Annotated in this window: 24 protein-coding genes, 1 tRNA gene and 1 pseudogene; 8 read left to right on the plus strand and 18 right to left on the minus strand. The window is 65.7% G+C overall.

Annotated features, from left to right (window positions below; genetic code table 11):
• Positions 1-123: 123 nt before the first annotated feature.
• The 3 genes and pseudogenes from NQ204_RS00005 to rluD all read right to left on the minus strand — a co-directional run bounded on the left by NQ204_RS00005 (position 124) and on the right by rluD (position 2,297).
• Positions 124-544 (minus strand): annotated as a pseudogene (locus NQ204_RS00005) (thiol-disulfide oxidoreductase DCC family protein).
• Entirely contained in the window at positions 541-1,308 is a 768-nt protein-coding gene (pgeF, locus tag NQ204_RS00010; protein ID WP_256642739.1) for a peptidoglycan editing factor PgeF, read from the minus strand. The pseudogene NQ204_RS00005 and the gene pgeF overlap by 4 nt, the downstream one beginning before the upstream one ends.
• Positions 1,308-2,297, minus strand: coding sequence for a 23S rRNA pseudouridine(1911/1915/1917) synthase RluD (gene rluD / locus NQ204_RS00015; RefSeq protein ID WP_164073597.1), 990 nt, complete (start codon positions 2,295-2,297; stop codon positions 1,308-1,310). The genes pgeF and rluD overlap by 1 nt, the downstream gene beginning before the upstream one ends.
• 113 nt (positions 2,298-2,410) lie before the next feature.
• Between rluD and NQ204_RS00020 the strand changes: the two genes are divergently transcribed.
• Positions 2,411-3,295: an outer membrane protein assembly factor BamD gene (locus NQ204_RS00020; protein WP_116863573.1), complete on the plus strand. Its 885-nt coding sequence runs from the start codon at positions 2,411-2,413 to the stop codon at positions 3,293-3,295.
• A gap of 127 nt (positions 3,296-3,422) precedes the next feature.
• Here the strand turns inward: NQ204_RS00020 and NQ204_RS00025 are convergent, their stop codons facing one another.
• The 3 genes from NQ204_RS00025 to sucC form a co-directional block, all read right to left on the minus strand.
• On the minus strand, positions 3,423-5,057 hold the full coding sequence (locus tag NQ204_RS00025) for an NAD+ synthase (protein ID WP_256642740.1): 1,635 nt from the start codon (positions 5,055-5,057) through the stop codon (positions 3,423-3,425).
• 205 nt (positions 5,058-5,262) lie between these two features.
• A complete protein-coding gene (sucD, locus tag NQ204_RS00030; RefSeq protein ID WP_108760494.1) occupies positions 5,263-6,138 on the minus strand; it encodes a succinate--CoA ligase subunit alpha in 876 nt (291 codons plus the stop codon).
• Positions 6,139-6,159: 21 nt separating this feature from the next.
• The gene (gene sucC / locus NQ204_RS00035) at positions 6,160-7,329 is read right to left on the minus strand and encodes an ADP-forming succinate--CoA ligase subunit beta (RefSeq protein ID WP_079222939.1); all 1,170 of its coding nucleotides are present in this window, start codon (positions 7,327-7,329) and stop codon (positions 6,160-6,162) included.
• A 385-nt stretch (positions 7,330-7,714) separates the two neighbouring features.
• Between sucC and NQ204_RS00040 the strand changes: the two genes are divergently transcribed.
• Together NQ204_RS00040 and NQ204_RS00045 are read left to right on the plus strand one after the other, a co-directional pair.
• Positions 7,715-9,328, plus strand: a complete 1,614-nt coding sequence (locus tag NQ204_RS00040) for an ATP-binding protein (RefSeq protein WP_256642741.1) — start codon at positions 7,715-7,717, stop codon at positions 9,326-9,328.
• 55 nt (positions 9,329-9,383) lie between these two features.
• Positions 9,384-10,757, plus strand: a complete 1,374-nt coding sequence (locus NQ204_RS00045; protein ID WP_116863569.1) for a sigma-54-dependent transcriptional regulator — start codon at positions 9,384-9,386, stop codon at positions 10,755-10,757.
• Positions 10,758-11,037: 280 nt separating this feature from the next.
• Here NQ204_RS00045 and pilB read toward each other — a convergent pair whose 3' ends face one another.
• The 3 genes from pilB to NQ204_RS00060 form a co-directional block, all read right to left on the minus strand.
• Entirely contained in the window at positions 11,038-12,768 is a 1,731-nt protein-coding gene (pilB, locus tag NQ204_RS00050) for a type IV-A pilus assembly ATPase PilB (RefSeq protein ID WP_116863568.1), read from the minus strand.
• Between the two features lie 353 nt (positions 12,769-13,121).
• Complete coding sequence (locus tag NQ204_RS00055) at positions 13,122-13,529, minus strand: pilin (protein ID WP_116863567.1); 408 nt, start codon at positions 13,527-13,529, stop codon at positions 13,122-13,124.
• A gap of 140 nt (positions 13,530-13,669) precedes the next feature.
• Complete coding sequence (locus tag NQ204_RS00060; protein WP_116863566.1) at positions 13,670-14,116, minus strand: pilin; 447 nt, start codon at positions 14,114-14,116, stop codon at positions 13,670-13,672.
• A gap of 356 nt (positions 14,117-14,472) precedes the next feature.
• Between NQ204_RS00060 and NQ204_RS00065 the strand changes: the two genes are divergently transcribed.
• The 4 genes from NQ204_RS00065 to NQ204_RS00080 all read left to right on the plus strand — a co-directional run bounded on the left by NQ204_RS00065 (position 14,473) and on the right by NQ204_RS00080 (position 18,397).
• A complete protein-coding gene (locus NQ204_RS00065; protein ID WP_116863565.1) occupies positions 14,473-15,732 on the plus strand; it encodes a type II secretion system F family protein in 1,260 nt (419 codons plus the stop codon).
• An 8-nt stretch (positions 15,733-15,740) separates the two neighbouring features.
• Positions 15,741-16,604 carry a prepilin peptidase gene (locus tag NQ204_RS00070; protein ID WP_116863564.1) on the plus strand — a complete coding sequence of 288 codons (864 nt, stop codon included), beginning with the start codon at positions 15,741-15,743 and terminating at the stop codon, positions 16,602-16,604.
• A gap of 10 nt (positions 16,605-16,614) precedes the next feature.
• Entirely contained in the window at positions 16,615-17,226 is a 612-nt protein-coding gene (coaE, locus tag NQ204_RS00075) for a dephospho-CoA kinase (protein WP_116863563.1), read from the plus strand.
• 103 nt (positions 17,227-17,329) lie between these two features.
• Positions 17,330-18,397, plus strand: a complete 1,068-nt coding sequence (locus tag NQ204_RS00080) for an AI-2E family transporter (protein ID WP_116863562.1) — start codon at positions 17,330-17,332, stop codon at positions 18,395-18,397.
• Between the two features lie 116 nt (positions 18,398-18,513).
• Here NQ204_RS00080 and NQ204_RS00085 read toward each other — a convergent pair whose 3' ends face one another.
• The 9 genes from NQ204_RS00085 to NQ204_RS00125 form a co-directional block, all read right to left on the minus strand.
• Positions 18,514-18,930 carry a hypothetical protein gene (locus NQ204_RS00085; protein ID WP_116863561.1) on the minus strand — a complete coding sequence of 139 codons (417 nt, stop codon included), beginning with the start codon at positions 18,928-18,930 and terminating at the stop codon, positions 18,514-18,516.
• A gap of 265 nt (positions 18,931-19,195) precedes the next feature.
• The gene (locus NQ204_RS00090) at positions 19,196-20,566 is read right to left on the minus strand and encodes a sensor histidine kinase (protein WP_165835702.1); all 1,371 of its coding nucleotides are present in this window, start codon (positions 20,564-20,566) and stop codon (positions 19,196-19,198) included.
• A complete protein-coding gene (locus NQ204_RS00095) occupies positions 20,529-21,206 on the minus strand; it encodes a response regulator transcription factor (RefSeq protein ID WP_005410804.1) in 678 nt (225 codons plus the stop codon). The genes NQ204_RS00090 and NQ204_RS00095 overlap by 38 nt, the downstream gene beginning before the upstream one ends.
• 127 nt (positions 21,207-21,333) lie before the next feature.
• Positions 21,334-21,816, minus strand: a complete 483-nt coding sequence (locus tag NQ204_RS00100; protein ID WP_243402691.1) for a hypothetical protein — start codon at positions 21,814-21,816, stop codon at positions 21,334-21,336.
• 106 nt (positions 21,817-21,922) lie between these two features.
• Entirely contained in the window at positions 21,923-22,402 is a 480-nt protein-coding gene (locus tag NQ204_RS00105; protein WP_116863558.1) for a hypothetical protein, read from the minus strand.
• 268 nt (positions 22,403-22,670) lie between these two features.
• Positions 22,671-23,549, minus strand: coding sequence for a 30S ribosomal protein S6--L-glutamate ligase (gene rimK / locus NQ204_RS00110; RefSeq protein WP_116863557.1), 879 nt, complete (start codon positions 23,547-23,549; stop codon positions 22,671-22,673).
• An 88-nt stretch (positions 23,550-23,637) separates the two neighbouring features.
• A complete protein-coding gene (locus NQ204_RS00115; RefSeq protein WP_116863556.1) occupies positions 23,638-23,880 on the minus strand; it encodes a hypothetical protein in 243 nt (80 codons plus the stop codon).
• 133 nt (positions 23,881-24,013) lie between these two features.
• A tRNA-Gly gene (locus tag NQ204_RS00120) sits at positions 24,014-24,087 on the minus strand.
• Between the two features lie 92 nt (positions 24,088-24,179).
• Entirely contained in the window at positions 24,180-26,012 is a 1,833-nt protein-coding gene (locus NQ204_RS00125; RefSeq protein WP_116863555.1) for an autotransporter outer membrane beta-barrel domain-containing protein, read from the minus strand.
• Between the two features lie 206 nt (positions 26,013-26,218).
• Between NQ204_RS00125 and thiS the strand changes: the two genes are divergently transcribed.
• On the plus strand, positions 26,219-26,419 hold the full coding sequence (gene thiS, locus NQ204_RS00130) for a sulfur carrier protein ThiS (protein WP_116863554.1): 201 nt from the start codon (positions 26,219-26,221) through the stop codon (positions 26,417-26,419).
• Positions 26,420-26,424: the final 5 nt, after the last annotated feature.

The raw sequence follows: 26,424 nt of genomic DNA on the forward strand, positions 1-26,424 counted from the left end.
CCCCCCCCCCCCCCCCCCCCCCCCCCCCCCCCCCCCCCCCCCCCCCCCCCCCCCCCCCCCCCCCCCGACTCTACAAATACGGCAGAGCATGGCTCGACTCTACAAAAGAGCAGACGGCGTCGGTCAATCGAGGAAGCGCGTGGCCTGTCCGGGAGTGGGCAGGTAGCAGGTGTCGTGGCGGCCGAACCAGCGGTAGCGGTTGCGCGCCAGCGCGCGGTAGGCTACGTCGCGCCAGGCCCGCGGCAGCAGGCGCAGAACGCCTGCCACGCGCCACAGGCCACCCAGTCCCGTCAGCACGCGCAGGATCGCGTCGGTATCGGTCCAGGCACCCTGCGCGTCCACCAGCAGGAACGACAGTGGGGTCGTTGGGGTCCAGGCCGTGAGCGCGCAGCAAGGCACTGCCCTGCGCGCCCTGCATCGCCGCGAAGCGGTAACGCCCCTGCCGGTCGAACCGCAGCAGGAAGCGCACCCAGCGGCTGCACAGCGCACAGACGCCGTCGAAGACGATCACCGCCGTCTGGTTGGGACCGCCAACGGGCCTCATTCCATCCACGCCAGGGTCGCCATGCGCCCGGTACGGCGGTCGCGACGGTGCGAGTACAGATCCGGGTCGGTCATGGTCGAAACCGTGCCGCCATGGATGTTGAGCGGGTCCAGCCCTGCCGCCTGCAACCGCTGCCGGGCCAGGGCGAACAGATCCACTTTCCAGTGCCCTTCGCGGGTGGCGACGAAGGCCTCTTCCGCGCCCGGGCCGTGGCCGACGAAGGCGTGGTAGACCTCTTCCCCGATCTCATAGTCCTGCGGGCCGGCCGCCGGGCCCAGCCACGCCCGCAGCTGCGCCGCCGGAGTGTTCATGGCGGACACGGTGTCTTCCAGGATGCCGTCGGCCAGGCCACGCCAGCCGGCATGCGCTGCACCGATCTCGCTGCCGTCGACGGCGGTGAACACCACCGGCAGGCAGTCGGCGGTGAGGATGGCCAGCACCACGCCCCGCACCGAGGTCACCGCGGCATCGGCCACCGGCTCGCTGGCGCCGGCCACCGGGGCTGCATCGAAACGCAGCACGGTGGTGCCATGCACCTGGCGCAGCCAGTGCGGTGCCGACGGCAGGGACAGGCCCTGCTGCAGCAGCTGCCGGTTGTGCTGGACGTTGGCCGGGGTATCACCATCGGCCGCGTGCCGGTTGCCCAGGTTGAACTGCGCGAACGGCGCCGGCGAGATGCCCGCGCCATGCCGACGCGTGGTCAGCGCGCGCACGCCCGGGGGCGCCGGCCAGTCGGCCTGCAGCAGCGGCAGCGCGGCATCCATCACCAGCGGTCCCGCTCGCGCTCGGCGAAGGCCGCGCTGTCTTCGCGCAGCACCTTCATCAGGTGCAGCATGTCGGCCGGCACCGGTGCGGTGTTGCGCACCTGCTCGCCGGTGATCGGGTGCACGAACTCCAGCGTCTCGGCGTGCAGGGCCTGGCGCTTGAAACCGCGCAGGGCGGCAACAAGCTCGTCGCTGGCACCCTTGGGCAGCTTCAGCGCGCCACCGTACAGCGGGTCACCCACGATCGGGTGGCGGATATGCGCCATGTGCACGCGGATCTGGTGGGTGCGGCCGGTTTCCAGGCGGCATTCCAGCGCGGTGTGCGCACGGAAGCGCTCGCGCAGGCGGTAATGGGTGATCGCTTCCTTGCCGTCCTCGCGCACGCCCATCTTCAGGCGGTCGCGCGGGTGGCGGTCGATCGGGGCATCGGCGGTACCGCCGGCGACCAGGGCGCCCATCACGATGGCCAGGTACTGGCGGTGCACGTCACGGGCGGCCAGCTGCTCGACCAGCGCGGTCTGCGCTTCCAGGGTGCGCGCCACGACCATCACGCCGCTGGTGTCCTTGTCCAGGCGGTGCACGATGCCCGCGCGCGGCAGCACTGCCACCGACGGATCGCGGTACAGCAGCGCGTTGACCAGGGTGCCGCTGTGGTTGCCGGCGCCCGGGTGGACCACCAGGCCGACCGGCTTGTTGATCACCAGCAGGTGCTCGTCCTCGAACAGCACGTCCAGCGGGATGTCCTCCGGCTGGGCGTCGGTCTGGGTTTCCATCACCACGGTCAGGGTGACGACTTCACCGCCGCGCAGCGGATCGCGCGGGCGGGCCTGGGCGCCGTCCAGCAGCACATCGCCGGATTTGATCCATTCAGTCAGGCGCGAGCGCGAGTATTCGGGGAACAGCTCGGCCACGACCGCGTCGAAACGACGGCCGGCGGAGGTGTCGGGGACGATGGCCTGGCGGGCCGATTCGGAGGATTGTTCAGACATGGCAGGGGGGTATCTTCGAAATTTTGGGGTCCGGCCGACCGGTTTCAGTCGCTGGACAGGACACTAGGCTATCATCGACCCTTCGTATTCCAGACGCGTCCCGCCTTGACCCCATGATCCGACGCTCCTCCATGCTCTCTGCGCCCGTCCGCCTCACCGCCCTGCTGCTGGTGCTGGTCATCGCCGCCACTGGTTGCCATCGCGGCGCCAAGGGTGATCGCCCCGATGAAGGAACGCCGGTCGAACAACTGTACGACAAGAGCCACAAGCTGATGCAGGGTGGCAACTGGAGTGGCGCCGAAGCCAGCTTCCGCCGCCTGGTGGCCCAGTACCCGTACGGCCCGTACACCGAGCAGGCGATGATCGAAACCGCCTACGCCCAGTACAAGGCCGGCAAGCACGATGACGCCGTGTCGAGCATCGACCGCTTCATCCGTACCTACCCGACCCACCGCAACATCGCGTACCTGTACTACCTGCGCGGCCTGGCCAACTCCAACCGCAATACGGTTTTCCTACGTCGAGTATGGTCCCTGGACCCGAGCCGCCGCGATCTGTCCACGCCGCACCAGGCGTATTCTGACTTCAACATCGTGGTCGACCGCTACCCGAACAGCCGCTACGCCGCCGATGCGCGCCAGCGCATGATCGAGCTGCGTGACGTGTTCGCCCAGCACGAGCTGGACAACGCCCTGTACTACCTGCGTCGCGGCGCCTACGTCTCGGCCGCCGGCCGCGCCAACTACCTGCTGGAAACCTACCCGCAGAGCGCCTTCCAGTACGACGCCGTGGCGGTGCTTGGCGAGTCCTACACCCACCTGGGCAACAAGACCCTGGCCGACGACGCCCGTCGCGTGCTGACGCTGAACCAGCCGCAGCACCCGTGGCTGGAAGGCAAGTGGCCGAAGTACCCGTGGATGATCCGCAAGCTGAACCCGTTTGCCGGCGAGAAATCGGCCAGCACCGGCCAGCGCAACGCGCGGCTGGAAAAGAAATAAAGAAAAGGGCCCCGCAAGGGGCCCTTTCCTTTTGTAGAGTCGAGCCATGCTCGACTGCTTCCGGCTTCAAGCCGAGCATGGGCTCGGCTCTACAACAGATCCACGCCATGCGTGGATGGCCGTTACCTCACCCCTTGAACCCATTGCTGATCGGGTACCGACGCTCGCGGCCGAACGCCCGGCGCGAGACCTTCGGGCCCGGCGCGGCCTGGTGCCGCTTCCACTCGCTGATGCGCACCAGGCGCAGCACGCGATCGACCACGGCCGCATCGTAGCCGGCGGCCACGATCTCCGTGCGCGACTGCTCCTGGTCCACGTAGCGGTACAGGATGCCGTCCAGCACGTCGTAGGCCGGCAGCGAATCCTGGTCCAGCTGGTTGTCGCGCAGCTCGGCCGACGGCGGGCGGCTGATCACCGCCGGCGGGATCACCGGCGCGCCGCCCACGGTGTTGCGCCACTTGGACAGGCCGAACACCTCCGTCTTGTACAGGTCCTTCAGCGGCGCGTAGCCACCGCACATGTCGCCGTAGATGGTGGCGTAGCCCACCGCGTACTCGCTCTTGTTGCCGGTGGTCAGCAGCAGGCCGCCGAACTTGTTGGCCAGCGCCATCAGGATCACCCCACGGCTGCGCGACTGCAGGTTCTCCTCGGTCACGTCCGGCGTGGTGCCTTCGAACATCGGCGCCAGCGCTTCCATCAGGCCCTTGAAGGCCGGCTCGATCGACACCGCTTCCAGCTTCACGCCCAGCGCTTCGCACTGTTCGGCGGCCAGGTCGTTGGACATGCCGGCGGTATAGCGCGACGGCAGGCGCACGGCGGTGACGTTCTCCGCGCCCAGCGCGTCGACCGCCAGGGCCAGCACCAGCGCCGAGTCGATGCCGCCGGACAGGCCCAGCCACACCTTCTTGAAGCCGTTCTTGCGGCAGTAGTCCTGGATGCCGCGGGTCACCGCACGCCAGGCCAGCGCGTCCATGCTCTCGTCGCCATCGTCCATCCACACGTGCGGCAGGAAGCGGCGGGTTTCGCCGTCGTAGTCCACCACCAGCCACTGGTCGACGAAGGCCGCCGCCGCCGGGTGCACGGTGCCGTCGCCGTCGGCAACCACCGAGGCACCGTCGAACACCAGCGCATCCTGGCCACCGACCACGTTGAGGTAGGCAATCGCCGCCCCGCTCTCGCGGGTGCGCGCGGCCAGCACCGCATCGCGTTGAGCATGCTTGCCGCGCTCATACGGCGAGGCGTTGGGCACCACCACCAGCTGCGCACCCTCACGCACGGTGTCGGCCAGCGGCTCGGCGAACCACAGGTCCTCGCAGATCAGCAGGCCGACCGGCACGCCGTTGACCTCGAACACGCAGCTGCCGCCGTCCGGGTCCACGTCGAAGTAGCGGCGCTCGTCGAATACGGCATAGTTGGGCAGCTCGCGCTTGCGGTAGGTGCGCTCGACCAGGCCATCACGCAGCACGCTGGCAGCGTTGTAGACCACCGCACCGGCGGCCTGCGGCCAGCCGACCACGGCGGTGATGCCACGGCAGGCAGCGGCGATGCGGCCCAGCGCCTGTTCGCACTCGTACAGAAAACCCGGACGCAGCAGCAGGTCCTCCGGCGGGTAGCCGCTCACTGCCAGCTCGGGGAACATCACCAGCTCGGCGCCGTACTCCTCGCGCGCCTGGCCGATCATCTCGATGATGCGCTCGGTGTTGCCGGCGACATCGCCGACGGGAAAGTCGAACTGCGCCATCGCGATGCGGATCGAAGCCATGGAAATCCAGCCTGTGGTTGCAATGACCCATTGTAACGCCGCACCGTGCGCCCGCCTGACCATCCCCAGTAGATCCACGCCATGCGTGGATGGGCCGGCCGGCATACCGCCAGACGCAGAAAAGCCGCCCGGAGGCGGCTCTTCTGTTTCAAGCAAGTCGAGCATGGCTCGACTCTACAAGAGCGTCTGCCAGAGGCAGTCGATCTTATTTCACCAGCTTGGCGATGGCAGCGCCCAGGTCGCCCGGCGAGCGGACGGTGACGACACCGGCAGCTTCCATGGCGGCGAACTTGCCTTCGGCAGTGCCCTTGCCGCCCGAGGCGATCGCACCGGCGTGGCCCATGCGCTTGCCGGCCGGAGCCGACGCACCGGCGATGAAGCCGACGACCGGCTTCTTCACGTGGTTCTTGATGTACTCGGCACCGGCTTCTTCAGCGTCACCGCCGATTTCGCCGACCATGATGATGCCTTCGGTCTGCGGATCTTCGTTGAACAGCTTCAGGCAGTCGACGAAGTTCAGGCCGTTGATCGGGTCACCACCGATGCCGATGCAGGTGGACTGGCCCAGGCCGACTTCGGTGGTCTGCTTGACCGCTTCATAGGTCAGGGTGCCCGAACGCGACACGATGCCGATCTTGCCCGGCTTGTGGATGTGGCCCGGCATGATGCCGATCTTGCACTCGCCCGGGGTGATCACGCCCGGGCAGTTCGGCCCGATCAGCACGGTGTCCGGGTGGGCACGGGTCAGCACGTTCTTGACGCGCAGCATGTCCAGCACCGGGATGCCTTCGGTGATGCAGACGATGACCGAGATACCGGCAGCAGCGGCTTCCAGGATCGCGTCAGCCGCGTACGGCGGCGGCACGTAGATGACCGAAGCGTTGGCGCCGGTGCTCTGCACGGCGTCGGCAACGGTGTTGAAGACCGGCAGGTCGATATGGGTGGTGCCACCCTTGCCCGGGGTCACGCCGCCGACGACCTGGGTGCCGTACTCGATCATCTGAGTGGCGTGGAAGGTGCCCTGCTGGCCGGTGAAGCCCTGCACGATCACCTTGGTGTTCTTGTTGATCAAAACAGACATTGGAATTCCTTGGTGTCGGTATCAGGCAGCGTTCTTGACAGCTTCAACGATCTTCTTGGCGCCATCGTTGATGTTGTCAGCCGGGATGATGGCCATGCCGCTGTCACGCAGCAGCTGCTTGCCTTCTTCCACGTTGGTGCCTTCCAGGCGGACCACGACCGGAACCTTGACGCCCACTTCCTTCACGGCGGCGATGATGCCTTCGGCAATCATGTCGCAGCGGACGATGCCGCCGAAGATGTTGACGAAGATGCCTTCGACCTTGTCCGAGGACAGGATCAGCTTGAAGGCTTCGATGACGCGCTGCTTGTTGGCACCGCCGCCCACGTCCAGGAAGTTCGCCGGCTCGCCGCCGTTGAGCTTAATGACGTCCATGGTGGCCATGGCCAGGCCGGCGCCGTTCACCATGCAGCCGATGTTGCCGTCCATGGTGACGTAGTTGATGTCCAGTTCCGAAGCGATCACTTCGGTCGGATCTTCCTGGGTCTTGTCGCGCATGGCTACCAGGGCCTTCTGGCGGAAGGCGGCGTTGTCGTCGCTGTCGAACTTGCCGTCCAGCGCGTACAGGTTGCCGTCGTCCAGGATGGCCAGCGGGTTGATTTCAACCAGGGCCAGGTCCTTTTCGTTGAACAGGCGGTACAGGTTCACCATGATGCTGGCGAACTGGCCGGCCTGCTTGGCGGTCAGGCCCAGCTTGAAGCCGAAATCACGGCCGTGGTAACCCTGCACGCCTTCGACGAAGTCGACGTTCAGCGAGTGGATCAGCTCCGGGGTTTCAGCAGCAACCTGCTCGATCTCCACGCCGCCTTCCGAAGAAGCGATGTAGGTGATGGTCTTGGTGCCACGGTCAACCAGCACCGACAGGTACAGTTCCTTGACGATCTCGCCGGCGGTGGTCACCAGCACCAGGTTGACCGGCAGTTCAACGCCTGCGGTCTGGTAGGTAGCCATCTTGGTGCCGAGCATCTTGGCCGCAGCGGCCTTCACGTCGTCAGTGGTCTTGCAGAACTTGACGCCGCCAGCCTTGCCGCGGCCGCCAGCGTGGATCTGCGCCTTGACCATCCAGGGGCCCTGGCCCAGGGAGTTGGCAGCTTCGACTGCTTCGTCCGGGGTCGCCGCGACCTTGCCGGCCGGGACCGGGATGCCGTACTCGGCAAGCAGCTGTTTTGACTGGTATTCGTGGAAATTCATGCGTCACCGTGGGAATAGGAACGACCGCACGCAATTCCTCAGGGGCCCCGGCGGGGCGCCGGCATGGACCGCGGCGGGCCCACTATTGTGGCCGAGCCGGCGCCGGGGCGCAAAGAAGTATGGACAAAAGGCCAGACCCGGCCAGATTTCCACCGTCATTCAGGCAGTTGCGCCGCCCTGGCGGGGCGGCCCCGTGGGCCCGGCCCGGTCCGATTGCGCAGGAAACCGCTTCCACAGGCCTATACTGGGAGGCGTGGCGTCGAGGTAGAGTCGAGCATGGCTCGACTCTACAAAGCATGCGTCCGGTGGTCGGGGGAACATCGGGTACGCTGCAGTGCCAACGCCGTCAGATCCAGTTCCAGGCAGCCAGAAGGGGAGTTCCGGCGTGTCACCCAGTGCTTCATTGATCGACCGCATCGAATCGATTCCCCGGCGCGAGCTGTATTTCTTCGCGCTGTACCGCGTGCTGATCGCCTCGGTCATCGCCGCGCTGCTGTACAGCCCGCTGTCGGCCATGGTCGGCGAAGCGCACCACCCGCGCCTGGCCTACCTGGTCGGGGCCACCTATCTGGCGCTGTCCCTGCTGCTGCTGGTGGTGGGCCGCAGCGAGCGCTGGCTGTTGCCGATCGTGGTCACCGGCGTGCTGCTGGACATCATCGCCGCCAGCCTGCTGGCCCACGCCCTGCCCGGTGCCAGCGCCGGCATCTCGATGTCGCTGCTGTTCAACATCGCCGCCGCGGCCACCCTGCTGCCCCTCAGCTGGGGGCTGGTGCTGGCCCTGGCCGCCAGCGTCGCCACCGCCGCCGAGTACCTGTGGAAGGTGCTGGAGGGCGGTGACCCCACCCGCACCCTGGCCGAACTGGCGATGTTTGCCACCAGCTACCTGGCCCTGGCCTTCATCAGCTACCAGGTCGGCAACCGCGCGCGCCGCAACCAGCAGCTGGCCAACCAGCGCGGCGATGAAGTGGCCAACCTGTTCCAGATCAACGAGCTGATCATCCGCCGCATGCGCACCGGGGTGATCGTCGTTGATGGCGACAACCGCATCACCCTGGCCAACGAAGCAGCCTCCCAGCTGCTGGGCGACAACGACGGGGTCGGCGAGACCGGCCAGCTGGACCTGGCCAGCATCGCCCCCGAACTGGCCCGGCGCCTGACCCGCTGGCGCAACGGCTGGGCCCAGGACGAACTGCCGCTGCAGCTCAACCCCGACCAGCCCGAGGTACAGCCCCGGTTTGCCCGCCTGCTGGCCGGCAGCGAGCTGGCCCTGGTCTTCCTGGACGACTCCAGCGTGGTCTCGCGCCGTGCCGAGTCGCTCACCCTCTCGGCCATGGGCCGCTTCTCGGCCAGCCTGGCGCACGAGATCCGCAACCCGCTGGCGGCCATCAACTACGCCGTGCAGCTGCTGGAAGAAGGCACCGGTTTCAACGAGAGCGACCGCCGCCTGCTGCAGATCATCCACCAGCAGTGCCAGCGTACCAACGGCATCGTCGAGAGCGTACTGGGCCTGGCCCGCCGCGAGCGCGCCAACCCCGAAAACGTCGACCTGGCCGCCTTCGTGCGCCGCTTCGTGCTGGAGTACAAGCAGGGCCAGACCCTGGAAACGGACAGCATTGAGCCGATCATCAACGACACCTCGGTGCCCGCGCTGGTAGACAGCCGCCACCTCTACCAGGTGCTGACCGTACTGGTCCACAACGCGCTGAAGTACGGCCGCATCGGCGAGCAGCCGGCGCGCGTGCGCCTGCGCGTGGCCCAGCACGAGCGCAGCGCGGTGATCGATGTGATGGACCGCGGCCCCGGCATCCCCGAGGCCGTGGCTGCGCAGCTGTTCCGCCCCTTCTTCACCACCTCCGAGCACGGCACCGGTCTGGGGCTGTATATCGCCCGCGAGCTGTGCCGGGCCAACCAGGCGCGCCTGGATTACATCCCCGTGCCGGCCGGCGGCTCCTGCTTCCGCTTGGTTCTGCCCGGCCCGCACACCCTGCTTCCGCATTGATCCGCCGCGTCAAACATTTGTCGCTTCCAGCCCCCCTCGTTTATCTTCCCTGTCCATGAACGAAACCCGCAGCGCCCTCGTCGTCGACGATGAACGCGACATCCGCGAACTGCTGGTGTTGACCCTTGGCCGCATGGGCCTTCGCATCAGCACCGCCGCCAACCTCGCCGAAGCCCGCGAACTGCTGGCCAGCAACCCGTATGACCTGTGCATCACCGACATGCGGCTGCCGGACGGCAACGGCATCGAACTGGTCAGTGAGATCGCCCACCACTACCCGCGTACGCCGGTGGCGATGATCACCGCCTTCGGCAGCATGGACCTGGCCGTGGAGGCGCTGAAGGCCGGCGCCTTCGACTTCGTCAGCAAGCCGGTGGACATCAGCGTGCTGCGTGGCCTGGTGAAGCACGCGCTGGAACTCAACAGCAGCGAGCGCCAGGTGCCGACGGCTGCCACCGAACAGGCCGCCCGCCTGCTCGGGGTTTCCCCCGCCATGGACGTGCTGCGCGCCACCATCGGCAAGGTCGCCCGCAGCCAGGCGCCGGTCTACATCCTCGGCGAATCCGGGGTGGGCAAGGAGCTGGTCGCACGCACCATCCACGCGCAGGGCGCACGCGCCTCGGGCCCGTTCATTCCGGTCAACTGCGGTGCCATTCCGACCGAGCTGATGGAGAGCGAGTTCTTCGGCCATCGCAAGGGCAGCTTCACCGGCGCCCACGCCGACAAGCCCGGCCTGTTCCAGGCCGCGCACGGCGGCACCCTGTTCCTGGATGAAGTGGCCGAGCTGCCCCTGCAGATGCAGGTCAAGCTGCTGCGCGCCATCCAGGAAAAGTCGGTGCGCGCATTGGGCGCAGCCAACGAAGAACCGGTGGATGTGCGCATCCTCTCGGCCACCCACAAGGATCTCGCCGAGCTGGTCGAGGACGGCCGCTTCCGCCACGACCTGTACTACCGCATCAACGTCATCGAGCTGCGGGTCCCGCCGCTGCGCGAGCGCCGCCAGGACCTGCCGGACCTCGCCGGTTCGATCCTCGCCCGGCTGGCCCGCAGCCACGGCCGCGCCACTCCGCTGCTGGCGCCCTCGGCGCTGGATGCGCTGGCTCATTACGGCTTCCCGGGCAATGTGCGCGAACTGGAGAACATCCTTGAGCGCGCCCTGGCCCTGGCCGAGGAAGACCGCATCGGCGCCGACGACCTGCGCCTGCCGCAGCACGCCCCGCGCACCGTCGGCGGCCCTGCCGCACCCGAAGCCGTGGTCGACCTGCCCCCCGGCAGCGCCGCCCTGCCCTCCTACATCGAGCAGCTCGAGCGCAGCGCGATCCAGCGTGCGCTGGAGGAAAACCGCTGGAACAAGACCCGCACGGCCGCACAGCTGGGCATCACCTTCCGGGCGCTGCGCTACAAGCTGAAGAAGCTGGGGATGGAGTGAGAGCCAGGGGCCGCGCCATCCACGCGTGGCGTGGATCTACTGAACCCGGCCATGCATTTGTAGAGCCGAGCCCACGCTCGGCTGCTCTGGCGGCTGCGCCGCCGCCCGAGCATCGGCTCGGGCGCTACAACCCCGTCAATCCTTGGTCACGCGGTTGATCTCGGCCACGCATGGCGTGGATCTACTGAACCCGGCCATGCATGTGTAGAGCCGAGCCCACGCTCGGCTGCCTTGGCGGCTGCGCCGCCGCCCGAGCATCGGCTCGGGCGCTACAACCCCGTCAATCCTTAGTCACGCGGTTGATCTCGGCCAGGCTGGTCACACCCGCCGCCGCCTTCTTCAGCGCGGACTGGCGCAGGTCATTCACCTTGATCGCCTGTGCCGCCTCGGCAATCTGCAGCGCATTGCCGCCGGCCAGGATGATGGTCGAGATCTCGTCGGTCATCGGCATCACCTGGTAGATGCCGGTACGGCCCTTGTAGCCCTCGGTGCACTCGTCGCAGCCCACCGCTTCGTACAGCTGGATGCCGGCATCGAGCTGCTCCTGGGTGAAGCCCTCGGCCAGCAGCGCATGGGCCGGCAGATTGGCCGGCCGCTTGCAGTTGTTGCACAGGCGCCGCGCCAGGCGCTGGGCGATCACCAGGGTCACCGAGCTGGTGATGTTGTACGGCGCGATGCCCATGTTCATCAGGCGCGCGATGGTCTGCGGCGCGTCGTTGGTATGCAGGGTGGACAGCACCATGTGGCCGGTCTGCGCCGCCTTGATCGCAATCTCGGCCGTTTCCAGGTCGCGGATTTCGCCGACCATGATGATGTCCGGATCCTGTCGCAGGAAAGAGCGCAGCGCGGCCGCGAAGGTCATGCCGCGCTTGTTGTTCTGCTGCACCTGGTTGACACCGGGCAGACGGATTTCCACTGGGTCTTCCGCGGTGGAGATGTTGCGGGTCTCGTCGTTGAGGATGCCCAGCGCCGTATACAGCGACACGGTCTTGCCCGAACCGGTCGGGCCAGTCACCAGCACCATGCCGTAGGGCTTGTGAATCGCATCCAGGAACAGCTTCTGCTGGTCCGGCTCGTAACCCAGCTTGTCGATGCCCAGCTTGGCTGCGCTGCCATCCAGGATACGCAGCACCACCTTCTCGCCGAACAGCGTCGGCAAGGTGCTGACGCGGAAGTCGATCTGCTTGGTCTTGGACAGGTTCAGCTTGATGCGTCCGTCCTGCGGCACGCGCTTTTCAGCGATATCCAGCTGCGCCATCACCTTCAGGCGCGCGGCGATGCGCTGGTTCAACTTGACCGGCGCGCGCGCGACCATCTTCAGCAGGCCATCGATGCGCAGGCGCACGCGGTAATCGTCTTCGTAGGGCTCGAAATGGATGTCCGAGGCGCCCTTGCGGATCGCGTCGACCAGCACCTTGTTGACGAACTTGACCACCGGGGTGTCATCGCCCTTGGCGTCGATGCCCGTGTCGCCGCTGGCGGACAGGTCATCGTCGCCGCCGGACGACTCCAGGTTCGCCATGCCCTCGTCATCGCCACCGAGCGCGTCGCCCATGGTGTCGTGGCTGGCGTGCCACTGCTCCAGCGTGCGCCGGATCTGGTCCTCATCGACGAGGATCGGCTCCACCACCAGATTGGTGTGGAACTTGATCTCATCCAGCGAATGGGTCGGGTTGCTGGTACCGACGAACAGCCGGCCGCCGCGCTTGAACAGCGGCAGCACGTTGTGCTTGCGCAGCAGCTCCTCGCTGACCAGCGACATGGCGTTCAGGCTGGCGTCGAACGTGGACACGTCGAACAGCGGCATGCCGAATTCGACCGAGTTGGCAGCTGCCAGCTGTGCAGAGCTGACCAGCTTGTTCTGGGCGAACCAGGTCGGGAGGGGCAGCCGTGCGGCTGCAGCCTTGGCCATCGCATCGCGGGCAGCGGCTTCGTCTAGAGCGCCGTCTTGGACGAGGCGGCGAGCAAGGCCGGTGATGCCGACGAGATTGGCGGTGGTTACGGCGTTCATTGGGATCCTCTCACTGCGCCCTGCGACTGTATGCCGCCACGGAATGTAAGCAATTGGCAGATATGGTAACCGCGCGGACCCCGTTGGAGCGGCTGCCTGACCCAAATGTGGCCCCAAAAATCGTTGGACAGTGCGTCAGGCCAGTGTCGGCGTTGGATCATCACCACATCAAGCCCCGATCCGCTTGGCGCTCAGCGACTGAGAATCAACTTGTCAAAGAGACCAGGGATCCTCGGCAGACGACTATGCAAGTCAACTTGCCAGCGATAGGACAGCTCACAAAGGCCTGTAGTCCAGTACCTCTAGAGCGCGGCGACGACCACCGTCTTCTGAATTGAGATAATCCCCACGCCCTAGCAACCCGAAGGTCGAAAATTCACGTCGAACTCACTTGCGTCACAACTCCAGCCCCCTGCGCTTGAACGACGGAGATAGAGATTTCGCCCCTCAACTGCCGCAATGCCTTTGAGCGTGCAACGTATGAAGCCCTCGCCAGCACTACTCAATTCAACTGTGACGGAAGAACAATGCGCGTTCTGACTTCCTCCGACCGACTCCGCCGTTACGTTCGCTGGCGAACTACCTTCATAGATTGTTGTTTCTATGATGGTCTTGCCAGGCGTCACATCAGCCAAGGCAGCAGCAAGCTGCGTTCGTGCAATGTAAGGCGGAAAAGCAGTCATCGCGATCAACGCGAGTAAGGAGATGATCGCTACGACGATCATCAACTCAATAAGCGTAAAGCCTTTCGAAATCTTCATAGTGAGTCTCTCCACACCCTAGATTTCTCACTTGACGCACCCCAAGAACACCGACCCGACATCGAGCCCATTTAGCACAAGGCCCGCGTTAAGCGGGCCTTGTGTCAAGCAACAGAGACTGGCGTATGCCAGCCACTCCATTAGCTGCCAGTCGAACCTGCAGTGCAGCCCTTCGGCAGGAACTTGGCGTCAATTCCGGTACCGACGCAGACAAAGCCACCAGCTGCAGTAACAACACCAGAAGCCACAGTCGAGTTGCTATAGTTCAGCGCAATCTGAGCACCAGCGCCAATGCGGGTACCCGGATCACGGATCGTGCACGTGATACCAGTGCCGGCAACAGCGATGGTGGAACATGCACCGGTGTTGTTTGCCTGGAAGCCGGACGAAGCAAGAGTCGGAGTCCGGCCCTCACTGACTTCCATCTCGAACTGAGTCTTATGCGACGAGATGTCGGCAAGGGCAGCGGTGACCTTCGACTTCGACACGTAGTCCTGATAAGCCGGCAGTGCGATGGCGGCCAGGATGGCGATGATCGCGACGACGATCATCAGTTCGATGAGGGTGAAGCCCTTCTGGTTCTTCATGTGTACATCCCCAAGATAAGTAGTGGTTGAGTCAGTGCGCAGGATAGACCCGGCCGATTGCCGGTTGAGCGGATCTTGCGCCCTGCGGGTGTATCAACGCAGGTTGCGTGCCAACCCCGGCACGCGCCCCTCTAGATTTCCCCGGCACCAATGATGGCAGCAATTTGTTGTATGTGAAGCATCCCGGGCAAAAAATGCGACGGACCCGCCAGTGTGACGCGCAGCGTCACCTTTCGCCCCGAAACGACTGAAATGCTGCGGCACGTCACGCTGGCAGGCTCCCCGAACAGCTCCGAACCCGCTAACATCCTCGGTCATGATGCCCGCCTGGGGATGGCGGGCCTTGGGGAGACAACATGTCAGTCAGTCGCAGTGCAATCAAGAAGCAGCCCGTGGCGCGAAGCACCATGGAGCTACAGCCGTTTGTCTGGGAGGGGACCGACAAGCGTGGCGTGAAGATGAAAGGCGAACAGCTCGCCAAGAACGCCAACCTGCTTCGCGCCGAGCTACGTCGCCAGGGGATCAACCCAGGCCAAGTGAAGGTGAAGCCAAAGCCGCTGTTTGGATCCGCGGGCAAGCCGGTCGGGCCGAAAGACGTAGCCTTCTTCAGTCGCCAGATGGCCACGATGATGAAGTCCGGCGTCCCGATTGTATCTGCACTGGAGATTATTGGAAGCGGACATAAAAATCCGCGAATGAAAAAGATGGTCGACACCATCCGGACGGACATCGAAGGCGGCTCGTCTCTCTATGAGGCCGTAAGCAAGCATCCCGTCCAGTTCGACGAACTCTATCGAAACCTAGTCCGAGCCGGCGAAGGTGCCGGTGTGCTGGAGACCGTGCTTGATACGGTCGCGACCTATAAAGAGAATATCGAAGCCCTGAAGGGCAAAATCAAAAAAGCGCTGTTCTACCCCGCGATGGTGGTTGTTGTCGCAATGCTGGTTAGCTCCATCATGCTGATCTGGGTGGTGCCGCAATTTGAGGACGTCTTCAAAGGATTTGGCGCCGACCTGCCAGCATTCACCATGCTGGTCGTCAATCTGTCCAAATTCATGGTCTCTTGGTGGTGGCTAATCCTCGCGGTGGTGATTGGCTCTGTGGTTGCAGCGACCATGGCGTACAAGCGCTCACCCAAAATGCAGCACGCCATGGATCGATTCATCCTGAAAGTTCCTGTTATCGGCCAGATCATGCATAACAGCGCCATCGCTCGATTTGCCCGCACCACGGCCGTGACGTTCAAGGCAGGCGTACCGCTCGTGGAGGCACTGAGCATCGTGGCAGGCGCGACAGGCAACAAGATCTACGAAGAAGCGGTGCTCCGTATGCGAGATGACGTTTCGGTGGGCTACCCCGTCAATGTCGCGATGAAACAGCAAAACTTGTTCCCTCACATGGTCATCCAGATGACTGGCATCGGCGAAGAGGCCGGTGCACTTGATGCCATGCTTTTCAAGGTGGCCGAGTACTATGAGCTGGAAGTCAACAATGCGGTCGATGCGCTGAGCAGCCTGCTGGAACCGATGATCATGGTCTTCATCGGCGTGGTCGTAGGCGGTATGGTCATCGCGATGTACCTGCCCATCTTCAAACTCGGCGCCGTCGTCGGCTAAAGGTAACAATGGCATTTCTCGACCAGCATCCCGGCCTCGGCTACCCCGCCGCGGCCGCCCTGGGGCTGCTACTGGGCAGTTTCCTCAACGTGGTCATCCTGCGCCTGCCCAAGCGGATGATGTGGGAGTGGAAGCGCGAGGCGCGCGAGGTCCTGGAGCAGCCGGACATCTACGACCCGCCACCACCAGGCATCGTGGTCGAGCCGTCGCACTGTCCGCACTGCAAGCACAAGCTGTCCTGGTACGAGAACATCCCGCTGTTCAGCTGGATCGTCCAGGGCGGCAAGTGCCGCCATTGCAAGGCGCCCATCTCCATCCAGTACCCGCTGGTGGAAGCGCTGACTGCGGTGATGGTGCTGGGCTGCGTCTGGCAGTTCGGTTTCGGCTGGCAGGGCTTCGGCGCGATCGTGCTGACCTGTTTCCTGATCGCCCTGTCGGGCATTGACCTGCGCACACAGTACCTGCCGGACCAGATCACTCTGCCACTCATGTGGCTGGGCCTGGTCGGGAGCATGGACAACCTGTACATGCCGGCCAAACCGGCCCTGATCGGTGCCGCGGCGGGCTTCCTTGTGCTGTGGATCGTGGCCAGGGCCTACAAGCTGGTGACCAACCGCGACGGCATGGGCGGCGGCGACGCCAAGCTGCTGGCTGCGCTGGGCGCCTGGTGCGGGCTGAAGGGCATCCTGCCCATCATCCTGCTGTCGTCGGTGCTGGGCGCCGTCATCGGCTCGATCTGGCTGTATACCCGCGGCCGCGACAAGGCAACGCCGATTCCGTTCGGCCCTTACCTGGCGCTGGCTGGCTGGGTGTACTTCATGTGGGGCGAGCCGGTGGTGAACCAGTACCTGGTCATGAGCGGGCTGCGCTGACGCTGTCGCCATGAGCCGCTATGTGGTAGGCCTGACCGGCGGCATCGCCGCCGGCAAGAGCGAGGTGACCCGGCGCTTCGAGGCGCTGGGGATCGTCGTGGCCGACGCGGACCTGGCCGCGCGCGAGGTCGTTGCGGCCGGTAGCCCGGCCCTCGCCACCATCGCCGAACGCTTCGGTGCGGAGATGCTGCTGGCCGATGGCAGCCTGGACCGGGCCCGCCTGCGGGCCCATGTGTTCGCCGACCCCGCCGAACGGGTCGCCTTGGAGGCAGTCACCCATCCGGCCATCCGGCGCGTGATGCAGCAGCAGTGCGAGCAGGCCGCCAGCCCCTACGCGCTGGCGGCGATTCCGCTGTTGACCGAGGTTGGCGGCCGCCAGGCGTACCCGTGGCTGGACCGGATTCTGCTGGTCGATGCGCCCGAGGCCGTGCAGCACGCGCGGTTGATGCGGCGCGACGGCATCGATGCCGCCTTGGCTGACCGGATGATTGCCGCCCAGGCCAGCCGCACAAAGCGCCAGGCACTGGCCGATGACGTGGTGGTCAACGATGGCCATCCCGATGACCTGCAGGCGCAGGTGGAAGCGCTGCATGCGCGGTATCTGCAACTCGCCTCGACCTGAGGCGTTGGCAACCACCCCGCTGTAACCCCGCAGACACACACCGTCTTCTCACGCGCCCCGCTATGGTCCTGCGCCTGTATTGCGCCTGCCTGTGAGATCGACCGTGCCCACCGCCTCCCTCCGTTCCTATACCGCCCGCGTGGTGGTGACCCTGGCGCTGGTCGCCCTCGGCCTCCTGCTGTGGCAGCTGTCGCAACTGGTCCTGCTGATCTTCGGGGCGGTGGTGGTGGCGGCACTGTTGCGGACGATTGTCGGCGCGGTGCTGCGCTACACGCCGCTCTCGGAGGGTTGGGCGCTGGGCCTGACCGTGCTGCTGCTGGTGGTGCTGTTCACTGCGGCCATGTGGTTGTTCGGTTCGCAACTGGGGGCACAGATGGCGACGCTGCGGCAGACGTTGCCGGCCGCCTGGGAAAATTTCCAGACCTGGCTGGCGGACAGTCCGGTCGGCTCCACCGTGCATGAGCTGACCCAGAACGCGCAATCCAGCGTATCGACGATGGCGGCCCGCGCCGGGTCGCTGGCAATGTCGGCCACCGGCGGGATCGCGGACCTGTTCCTGGTACTGATTGGCGGCATCTATCTGGCGGCGCAACCGGATCTGTACCGCACGGGCCTGCTCAAGCTGCTGCCCACGCGTCAGCGCCCGGCCGTGGCAGACGCGCTTCATGCCAGCGGCAATGCACTGAAGGCCTGGCTGGGCGGGCAGTTGCTGGCCATGGCCGTGGTCGGGCTGCTCACCGGGTTGGGGCTGTGGGCGCTGGGTGTGCCGGTGGCGTTCGGGCTCGGCATCATCACCGCGCTGCTGGACTTCGTGCCGATCGTCGGCCCGATCCTGGCCGCAGTACCGGCCATCCTGCTGGCGTTTACGGTCAGCCCGGAAATCGCCCTGGCCACGGTGGCGCTGTTCGTGGTGGTGCAGCAGGTGGAGGGGCATCTGCTGCAGCCGCTCATCCAGCAGCGTGCCGTCGACCTGCCCCCTGCCCTGCTGCTTTTCTCGCTGTTCGGCATCGGTGCACTGCTGGGGCCGGCCGGGATACTGCTGGCTGCACCATTGACCGTGGTGTTGTTCGTACTGGTCAAGCGCCTGTATGTGGTGGAGATGTTGGGCACGCCGACACCCATTCCCGGCGACACCGCTTCCAGCAAAGCAGCTGAGACATCGCAGGCGTAGCGCCCGAGCCGATGCTCGGGCGGCGGCGCAGCCGCATAAGCAGCCGAGCGTGGGCTCGGCTCTACAGTGGAGGCCCTGCAGCCGCCAAGGCAGCCGAGCGCGGACTCGGCTCTACATTACTGCAGCGTCGCCGCACCGCGCATGCGCTCGGCCTGCAGTTGCTGCTGCACATGGCGGGTCAGCTCGCGTGCGGCCACCATCAGGCCCTCCATCGTCTGCGGCGGCACGGCCTGCAGCGGACCGCCATGCGTGCGCGCGATGTGCGCGGCATGCATGAGCCTGGTCAGCGTACTGATACCGGACACGGTGCGCCTGAGACCGGCCACCGTACCGCTCTGCTGGTCGGTCAGCCCGGCACGCGTCGCCGCGTGGTCGGTGGCATCGTCGGCCTCCATCCTTTCCTGCAGGATGGACATCAGGTCACCAGGATCCTTCAGCACGGCTTCGATGCGTGCAGCGACATCGGCGGAAAGCACGTCGATGGAATCGCCGACCAGCTGGTGCAGGTTGGGGTAACGGGTACGGTGTGACATGGCCAAGTTCCTCGCAGTTGACATGGCATCTGGCCATCCGCGCGGGCGGATGTCAGGAGGCAAATGCGTCACAGCACTGCGTGGCACGGGAAAGCATGGGCGTCCACCGGCGGAAGCCGGGCCCATGAACGCCGGTTACGACAATGGACCCATGCCATGCGTGGATGAGGACAACTGTAGAGTCGAGCCATGCTCGACTGCATTGCTGCCAACCAAGGTTGGCATCTACCAGTGCGGACCAACGGTCCGCACCCACCACTCATCGTCAGAGCGGCTTCGGCGAGAACGTCAGCGTCGCGATCACGCCGCGATCGCCACCGGGCCGCACGCTCACCTGCCACCCGTACAGATCGCACAGGCGGCTGACGATCGACAGGCCGATGCCACCGCCCTGCGAGTGGCCGGCATGGGTGCCGCGATAACCGCGCTGGAACAGCTTGGCGGCGTCTTCTTCGCTCAGGCCGGGGCCACTGTCGGTCACCGACACCGCATTGCTGCTGACGTGCACGCGCACGCTGCCATCCTGCGAATACTTCACGGCATTGCCGATGAGGTTGCCCAGCGCCACCGACAAGGCCGCTTCCGGTGCATCGATCACCAGGCCGCGCTCGCCTTCCAGAACCAACTCCAGCGGCTTGCCGCCAAGCTGCGCGCGGTGCGCATCCAGCAGCTGCTCGGCCACCCGCGCCACGTTGCTGGTGCCCTGCCCGCGCTCGTTGCGCGACAGCAGCAACAAGGCGCCGATGAGATCGCTGCACTGCTGTTCGGCACGCTGGATGCGCTGCAGGCGCTGCAGCACTTTCTCGTCCAGGCCGGGACGGGTCAGCAGCAGCTCGGTCGCGCCGCGGATCACCGCCAGTGGCGTGCGCAGTTCGTGGCTGACGTCGGCATTGAACTCACGGTCGCGCTGCACGACTTCGGTCAGGCGCGAGGAATAGTCATCCAGCGCCTGCGCCAGCTGCCCCACTTCGTCGTCGGGGAAGCGCGGCGCCAACGGCTCGGGATCACTGGTGCCGCCGCGGTAGGCGCGCAGCCGCGCGGCCAGGTCGGACACCGGCTTCATCACCTTCGACGCCGACCACCAGCCCAGCACCAGCGACAGCAGGCTGAACACCAGCACCGACAGCACCAGCGCGCGGTTGAGCTGCTGCCCGCCGCGCACGCTGTCAGTCATGTCATAGGCGAGGAAGAACCAGGCGTCGTCCGCCTTGCGCACGGCCAGCTTGTAGGCATATGGCTGGTTCTGTTCGTCGATGCCGCTGAGGTTGTAATTGCCATTGGGCAACGCCGCCCAATCCGGCTGGTTCTCGCGCACGCGGTCGAACTTGTCGCTCGAATACGCGTATGCCCGGATCTGCTGCACCGGTACTTCGGGGTTGCGTCCAGGGTGCTCGTAGAAGCGCCGCGCGTACTCGTTGATGTTGCGGTTCATGACGTCTTCCACCAGCTGGTTTTCCACGCGCATGCGGGCCCAGTTGGTGGCGAACGCGAACAGTGTCGTCAGGCAGAAGCCCAACAACACGAACGAGACGATGATGCGACTGCGCAGGCGCCGCCGATAGGGCGTGCGCCGACGCTCCCCCTTGGTTGCCACCGAATCAGGCTTCCGGGGTGGCGATGCGGTATCCGATGCCATGGCGGGTCTGGATCAGCGGCACTTCGAACGGCTTGTCGACCACCGCACGCAGGCCGTGGATGTGTACGCGCAGGGAGTCCGAATCCGGCAGTTCTTCGCCCCAGACGCGGGTTTCCAGTTCCTGGCGGGTCACCACCGCCGGAGCGGCCTCCATCAGCGCCTGCAGGATCTTCAACGCAGTCGGGTTGAGCTGCAGCAGCTTGCCCTGGCGGCGCACTTCCAGCGTGTCGAGGTTGTACTCCAGGTCGCCGGTTTCCAGCACGCGGGTCTGCACGCCCTTGCCGCGGCGCGACAGGGCATTGAGGCGGACTTCCACTTCCTGCAGGGCGAACGGCTTGATCAGGTAGTCATCTGCACCCGAATCAAAACCCGCCAGCTTGTTGTCCAGCGAATCGCGCGCGGTCAGCATCAGCACCGGGGTCTGCTTGCGCGCTTCATTGCGAAGCTTGCGGCAGACTTCGATGCCGTCCATGCCCGGCAGGTTGAGATCCAGCACGATCGCGTCGAATTCGTGCACCACGGCCAGGTGCAACCCGGTCACGCCGTCGGCAGCGAAGTCCACCGTGTGGCCCCGGTCCTCGAGGTAATCGCCAAGGTTGGCTGCGATGTCGCTGTTGTCTTCGATTACGAGAATACGCACTGGGACCTCTGATTCATTAAGGGTCGTCGGGGGATGCCAACGCGCTCAGGATGCTCTCGAGCGGGTGGACGCGACGTCTACCCGCTGAACGATACAGGTTGCAGTCTTAACATTTCGTGCGCGCCACTTACAGCCCCCCTGACGGATTCAGATTGTTGAGAGACTGGCTGTCGCGCATCGTCTTGCGGGCAGCTTCCAGGGCCTCGCGCCGCTGCGCCACCGTCATGCATACCCGCTGCGCCATGTTGCTGCCCGTAGAGCGCTCGCGACGGCACACCATGCGGCTGTCGGCGTGGGCCTGTGTGAGGATCGTATTGACCCTGTCCTGATCGTTGAAGATCTCGACACGCGCTTGCGGGCTCAGTTCTTCCACCCGCTGATGGTCCCCCATCTTGAGCCGAATGCGCCCCAGCGCCTGCTGCACGGTGCTCTTCTGCTCCATGCTGATCTCAGAGTAATTGTCTGAACTCATCGCTTTTTCGATAGCGGCGATCTGCTCGGCCACCGGCGCGGTTGAGTCAAGTTTGACCTCGGCGTCCTTGTCGACGCGGGCATGTGCCGTAAACGCCAAGGTCATTGCCAGGCTCAAGGCCAGGCCAAGCGTGGTCATGCTATGCATCGTGCTTGCCTCCTGTCGTCCATGAAGAATCCCCGACTCTACGGCCCGGCAGGCAAGCCCACAAGGGACCACCGGCAGGATCACCAATAGCCGTCGGTCAGCGCCCTGCGGGCGGCGGCGAGAGCGTCCTGTAGCTGCGCTGGTCGTTGAGCAGCGCCTTGCCTTTTTCCTCGATCCTGCGGCGTTCGGCCACGCTCAGGCAGCGGCTCTTGGGCATGTTGCTGCCGGTGGTGCGGGTGTGCTGGCAGACCAGGCGGCTGTCCGCATGGGCGCGGATAAGGATGGTGTTGATCCGCTCCTGGTCGTTGAAGACCTCGTTCTGCACCGTCGGCGGCAGTTCCTGCGCCGTCTGCCGGTCGCCCATGCGAAGGGTGATGCGCTCCAGCGACTGCCGGACCTGGGCACGGTCATCGGCTGAAATCTCGGCGTACTCGCCGTTGTCCAGCGCCTTTTCGATCTGGCGCACCTGCTCGGCCACCGGGGCCTGCCGATCCATCTGGACCACGGGTTTTTCCGATGCGGCCTGGGCGGCCGCAGACAGGCCCAGCAACATCGCAACCATGGTGATGCGGTACATCGCCAACCTCCCGATCCATCCCGGAACGAAGGCCCAACTCTACGAGTCGCCCCGCCCCGCCACAAGGGACCTTTGACCGGGGTCCACCACGGCCGGGCCGGACATAAAAATGGCCCAGGCGGTCTACCCGCCTGGGCCTGAAGTCGTATCCCGATTACCGATCCTGCTGAGAGGCAGAGCTGCGGTTGGCTGAAGCGTACGCCGGGCCCGATTAAAGGCGTGTTAAATCCGGCGGCGATCCTTCAGGAAAATTTCAAACCCTTGATAATCAATGCTTTTTAATCTTCTCGACGTGGGCAATGATGCGCGACGCCACGTCCACCTGGCAGGCCGCTTCGATGCCTTCCAGGCCCGGCGTGGAGTTGACCTCCAGCACCAGCGGGCCGCGCTCGGAGCGGATCAGATCGACCCCGCACACCGACAGGCCCAGCGCCTTGGCCGAGCGCACCGCCATCTGCTGTTCAGCCCGGCTGGCCTTGGCCGGCACTGCGGTGCCACCGGCATGCAGGTTGGAGCGGAAGTCCCCTTCCGGTGCCTGCCGCTGCATGGAGGCCACCACCTGGTCGCCCACCACGAAGCAGCGCAGGTCCGCGCCCTTGGCCTCGCCGATGAACTCCTGCATGAGGAAGTTGGCGTACAGGCCGCGCAGGGCCTCGACGATGCCGCGCGAGGCGCTGGCCTTCTCGGTCAGGATGACGCCGCGGCCCTGGGTGCCCTCGTTGAGTTTCACCACGTGCGGCGGCGGGCCGAGCATCGACAGCAGGTCGACCGTATCGTCCGGGTTGTCGCCGAACACCGTCACCGGCATGTCGATGCCCTTGGCCGCCAGCAGCTGGTGCGCGCGCAGCTTGTCGCGCGAGCGCAGGATCGCGTCGGACGGATTGGGGGTGCGCGCGCCCATCAGTTCGAACTGGCGCAGCACGGCGGTGCCGTAGCGGGTGATGGAGGCACCGATGCGCGGGATGACCACGTCCACGCCGGTCATCGGCCGACCCTTGTAGTGCATGGAAAAGCCATCGGCGGCGATGCGCATGTAGCAGCGCAGCGGGTCGAGGATGCGGACGGTGTGGCCACGTGCACGGGCCGCCTCGACCAGCCGACGGGTGGAGTACAGCGAGCTGTTGCGGGACAGGATGGCGAGCTTCATCGCGGTGGCAGTGGACGGCAGGCGCGCAGCATAGCGCGGCGGCGTTGCGGCGGGATGATGCTGCCCACACAGGCCTGTCGACGCGCCTTCAGTCGCTGTCCTCCGCACCTGCGGCGCAGCCCCGCGCGGCTTCACCCAGCGCTGCCACGCAGGCCATCTGCAGGGTCGAACCACTGAAGGCTTCGCGGTAGATCTGTTCGATCAGCTGCGCAGCACGCGGGCCACCGGCCCGACCCAGCGCGCGCACCGCTTCGAGCTGCTTGTTTGAGCCGGTGCCGGCCGACAGGAAGATCTCATGCAGCAGGGCGACGACGTCCTTGTGGTTCTTCATGCTTCGGGTTTCCCTTGACGATGAAGAACGCTAGCGGGCCGCTGGCCCCGCCCGCCATGAGGATTGTTGAAACCCTCACCCTCGGCCGATAAAAAAAACCGGCAACGGCGCAGCCGTTACCGGGGTTGGAAGCTGGAGCGGGCGAAGGGAATCGAACCCTCGTCAGTAGCTTGGGAAGCTACAGCTCTACCATTGAGCTACGCCCGCATTGCAGGGTGAAAGTCTATGCGGAGCGGACGGTGTTGGGCAATGGGGTCAGAGCCCTTTCCTGGCGGAAAGGGATCCGACCCCGACCTGGATCAGAAGCTGCCGCTGAAGTTGGCGAACAGCGTCGCGTCCTGCGCACGCTTCTGCAGGGTGGTGGCGCTCAGGCCGATGTTGCTCTGCAGGCCGAACAGCTGCATGCGCGCGCCGAAGATGGCGGTTGCATAGTTCTTGTCGAAGTCCATGCCCGGCACGCGGTACATGCCCACGTCCGGCAGGCTCTGCACCCAGGCGCTGGCCTGCTTGGTGTCCTCGAACTCGTGGTCGTAGGTCACCTGCACGTACGGCTTGACGGCGCCGCCATCGAAGCGGGCCTGCCAGCCGATGCGGCCGACGGTGGAATCGACATCCTGCTTGCCGTAGCCCAGCGCGGTAGCCAGGGTGTTGGCATCGGCGGTTTCGGTGTAGCCGTCGATCTTCACCTTCTGCCAGATCACCGAGGCGATCGGGCCGTGGCGGAAGCCGCCTTCGGTGCCGAACTCGTAACCGGCGTTCAGGGCCGCGGTCAGGTTGCTGCCGTCCGGCGAGCCGCCGTGTTCGCGGGTGGCCGGGCCGAGCTGGACCTTGCGGTTCACGTCATAGGACAGCCAGGTGTAGCTGACCTGGCCGTTGACCCAGATGCGGTCGCCGTACCAGCCCGCGAACAGACCGGCGGTGGTGTCCTTCTGGGTGAAGTCGCCACGGTTGTTGCCGAAGTCGGCATTCATCCGGCCGAAGCCGGCGAAGCCGCCGACGACCATGCCGTCACGCGCCCAGTCGACACCGAACAGGCCGGCCGGCGCGAGGCCGTCGTACACATCGGCGTGGTCGTAGCGCTGCATGTCGCCACGCACGCCCCCCCACCAGGACATGCCGTCGGCCGGACGGCCGACCTGGTGCAGGCTGACCTGGTCGGCACGCGAACGGCCGATGGTCTGTGCCGAATGGGTCAGGATCTGCTGCAGGCGCGGGCCTTCCAGGATCGAGATGGCGTACTGGCCGAGCATTTCATGGGCGGCCGAGGTCGGGTGTACGTCATCGGCGAACAGGTAGCTGCTGGCCGCATCCGGACGCACATAGGCCAGCGGACTGCAGGTCAGCGACGAGGCGACCAGGCAGGCGCGGCCGGTGACGTTGCTGAAGCCGTACATGCCCGGGTTGGCGGTGATTTCGCGCAGCAGGGTGTAGGTATCGAGCGGGATGAACTCGATGCCGGCCTGCTTCAGGCCACCGTACAGGGCGTTGTTGTAGGCGGTGGACAGGGCGGTGCCCTGTGCCTGGCCGGCGGCGCCGCGGTCGATGAACCCCGGGGTGATACCGACGTCGGGCAGGTTGGGCACCATCACGTACTGCGCGCCGGCCTGCTTCAGGCTGGTCACGATGCCGATCTGGGTGGTGACCGCTGCGCCGATCACGGCCGGCGCCTGGGCCGGGGCGGTGATCGAGAACAGATCGTTGGCGCCGCCCCACACGGTGTACAGCGCGTTCGGGTCGGCCTTGCCACCGTTGGCGGCCAGGTAGTTGGCATACTGGGTCTTCAGCGACGGCACCGGCACGTTGCCGAACGCCGGCTGGGTCAGGTCGACGCCCACGCGGGCGCCACCGACGGCGTAGTTGTCACCGGTCTGGCCGTTGCCGTTGGGGCTGGCGTTGGTGCCGTAGTAGTCGGCGACGAACTGCGACCACTCCCAGCCCGGGTTGGTGGTGAACTGGCCGGTGACCGGACGCACGTCGGCCGGCAGCAGCGGGCGGTAGTAACCGCTGTCGGTCAGGCTGTCGCCGAAGAACACGGTGCGGGTGAACGGGGATTCGCCTGCCATGGCCGGCAGCGCGGCGAGCGCGATCGCGGCCGCCATCAGGGAGCGGATCGGGCGTTTGCTGAGCAGCATGTAGAAACTCCTGGGGGAAATGTTGGGGATCCAGCGCACACGTACGCCGACGCACGGTGAATGGTTTCACCGTGCCGCCGATTGCTCACGCTGCGCCGCCGCATGAATTGTCGCCTGAACCTGCGCGTACGGGGTGTGCTGGGGGTGGCGTGCGGGCCAGAATGCAACTGTTCCGATCCCGGCGGGCCATCGGCGACAATGCCCCGATGAACATCCATCTCAATGGCGAACCCCGCACCCTGCCCGCTTCGGCGACCCTCCACGACCTGCTCGCCGCCGAGCAGTTGCTGCAGCGCCGGGTGGCGGTGGAAGTGAATGGCGAGATCGTCAGCCGCAGCCGCCATGGCGAGCATGTGCTGGCCGAAGGTGATGTGGTGGAGATCGTGCACGCGTTGGGCGGTGGTTGAGTCAA

Origin of the sequence: Stenotrophomonas testudinis, from assembly GCF_024499815.1 — a bacterium.
Classification (GTDB): domain Bacteria; phylum Pseudomonadota; class Gammaproteobacteria; order Xanthomonadales; family Xanthomonadaceae; genus Stenotrophomonas.

What these genes read in the sequence shown, in the direction of transcription:
- pgeF (WP_256642739.1), bottom strand. Translation starts at nt 1,308, where the DNA reads ATGGATGCCGCGCTGCCGCTGCTGCAGGCCGACTGGCCGGCGCCCCCG.
- rluD (WP_164073597.1), bottom strand. Translation starts at nt 2,297, where the DNA reads ATGTCTGAACAATCCTCCGAATCGGCCCGCCAGGCCATCGTCCCCGAC.
- NQ204_RS00020 (WP_116863573.1), top strand. Translation starts at nt 2,411, where the DNA reads ATGATCCGACGCTCCTCCATGCTCTCTGCGCCCGTCCGCCTCACCGCC.
- NQ204_RS00025 (WP_256642740.1), bottom strand. Translation starts at nt 5,057, where the DNA reads ATGGCTTCGATCCGCATCGCGATGGCGCAGTTCGACTTTCCCGTCGGC.
- sucD (WP_108760494.1), bottom strand. Translation starts at nt 6,138, where the DNA reads ATGTCTGTTTTGATCAACAAGAACACCAAGGTGATCGTGCAGGGCTTC.
- sucC (WP_079222939.1), bottom strand. Translation starts at nt 7,329, where the DNA reads ATGAATTTCCACGAATACCAGTCAAAACAGCTGCTTGCCGAGTACGGC.
- NQ204_RS00045 (WP_116863569.1), top strand. Translation starts at nt 9,384, where the DNA reads ATGAACGAAACCCGCAGCGCCCTCGTCGTCGACGATGAACGCGACATC.
- pilB (WP_116863568.1), bottom strand. Translation starts at nt 12,768, where the DNA reads ATGAACGCCGTAACCACCGCCAATCTCGTCGGCATCACCGGCCTTGCT.
- NQ204_RS00055 (WP_116863567.1), bottom strand. Translation starts at nt 13,529, where the DNA reads ATGAAGATTTCGAAAGGCTTTACGCTTATTGAGTTGATGATCGTCGTA.
- NQ204_RS00060 (WP_116863566.1), bottom strand. Translation starts at nt 14,116, where the DNA reads ATGAAGAACCAGAAGGGCTTCACCCTCATCGAACTGATGATCGTCGTC.
- NQ204_RS00065 (WP_116863565.1), top strand. Translation starts at nt 14,473, where the DNA reads ATGTCAGTCAGTCGCAGTGCAATCAAGAAGCAGCCCGTGGCGCGAAGC.
- NQ204_RS00070 (WP_116863564.1), top strand. Translation starts at nt 15,741, where the DNA reads ATGGCATTTCTCGACCAGCATCCCGGCCTCGGCTACCCCGCCGCGGCC.
- coaE (WP_116863563.1), top strand. Translation starts at nt 16,615, where the DNA reads ATGAGCCGCTATGTGGTAGGCCTGACCGGCGGCATCGCCGCCGGCAAG.
- NQ204_RS00085 (WP_116863561.1), bottom strand. Translation starts at nt 18,930, where the DNA reads ATGTCACACCGTACCCGTTACCCCAACCTGCACCAGCTGGTCGGCGAT.
- NQ204_RS00090 (WP_165835702.1), bottom strand. Translation starts at nt 20,566, where the DNA reads ATGGCATCGGATACCGCATCGCCACCCCGGAAGCCTGATTCGGTGGCA.
- NQ204_RS00100 (WP_243402691.1), bottom strand. Translation starts at nt 21,816, where the DNA reads ATGACCACGCTTGGCCTGGCCTTGAGCCTGGCAATGACCTTGGCGTTT.
- NQ204_RS00105 (WP_116863558.1), bottom strand. Translation starts at nt 22,402, where the DNA reads ATGTACCGCATCACCATGGTTGCGATGTTGCTGGGCCTGTCTGCGGCC.
- rimK (WP_116863557.1), bottom strand. Translation starts at nt 23,549, where the DNA reads ATGAAGCTCGCCATCCTGTCCCGCAACAGCTCGCTGTACTCCACCCGT.
- NQ204_RS00115 (WP_116863556.1), bottom strand. Translation starts at nt 23,880, where the DNA reads ATGAAGAACCACAAGGACGTCGTCGCCCTGCTGCATGAGATCTTCCTG.
- NQ204_RS00125 (WP_116863555.1), bottom strand. Translation starts at nt 26,012, where the DNA reads ATGCTGCTCAGCAAACGCCCGATCCGCTCCCTGATGGCGGCCGCGATC.
- thiS (WP_116863554.1), top strand. Translation starts at nt 26,219, where the DNA reads ATGAACATCCATCTCAATGGCGAACCCCGCACCCTGCCCGCTTCGGCG.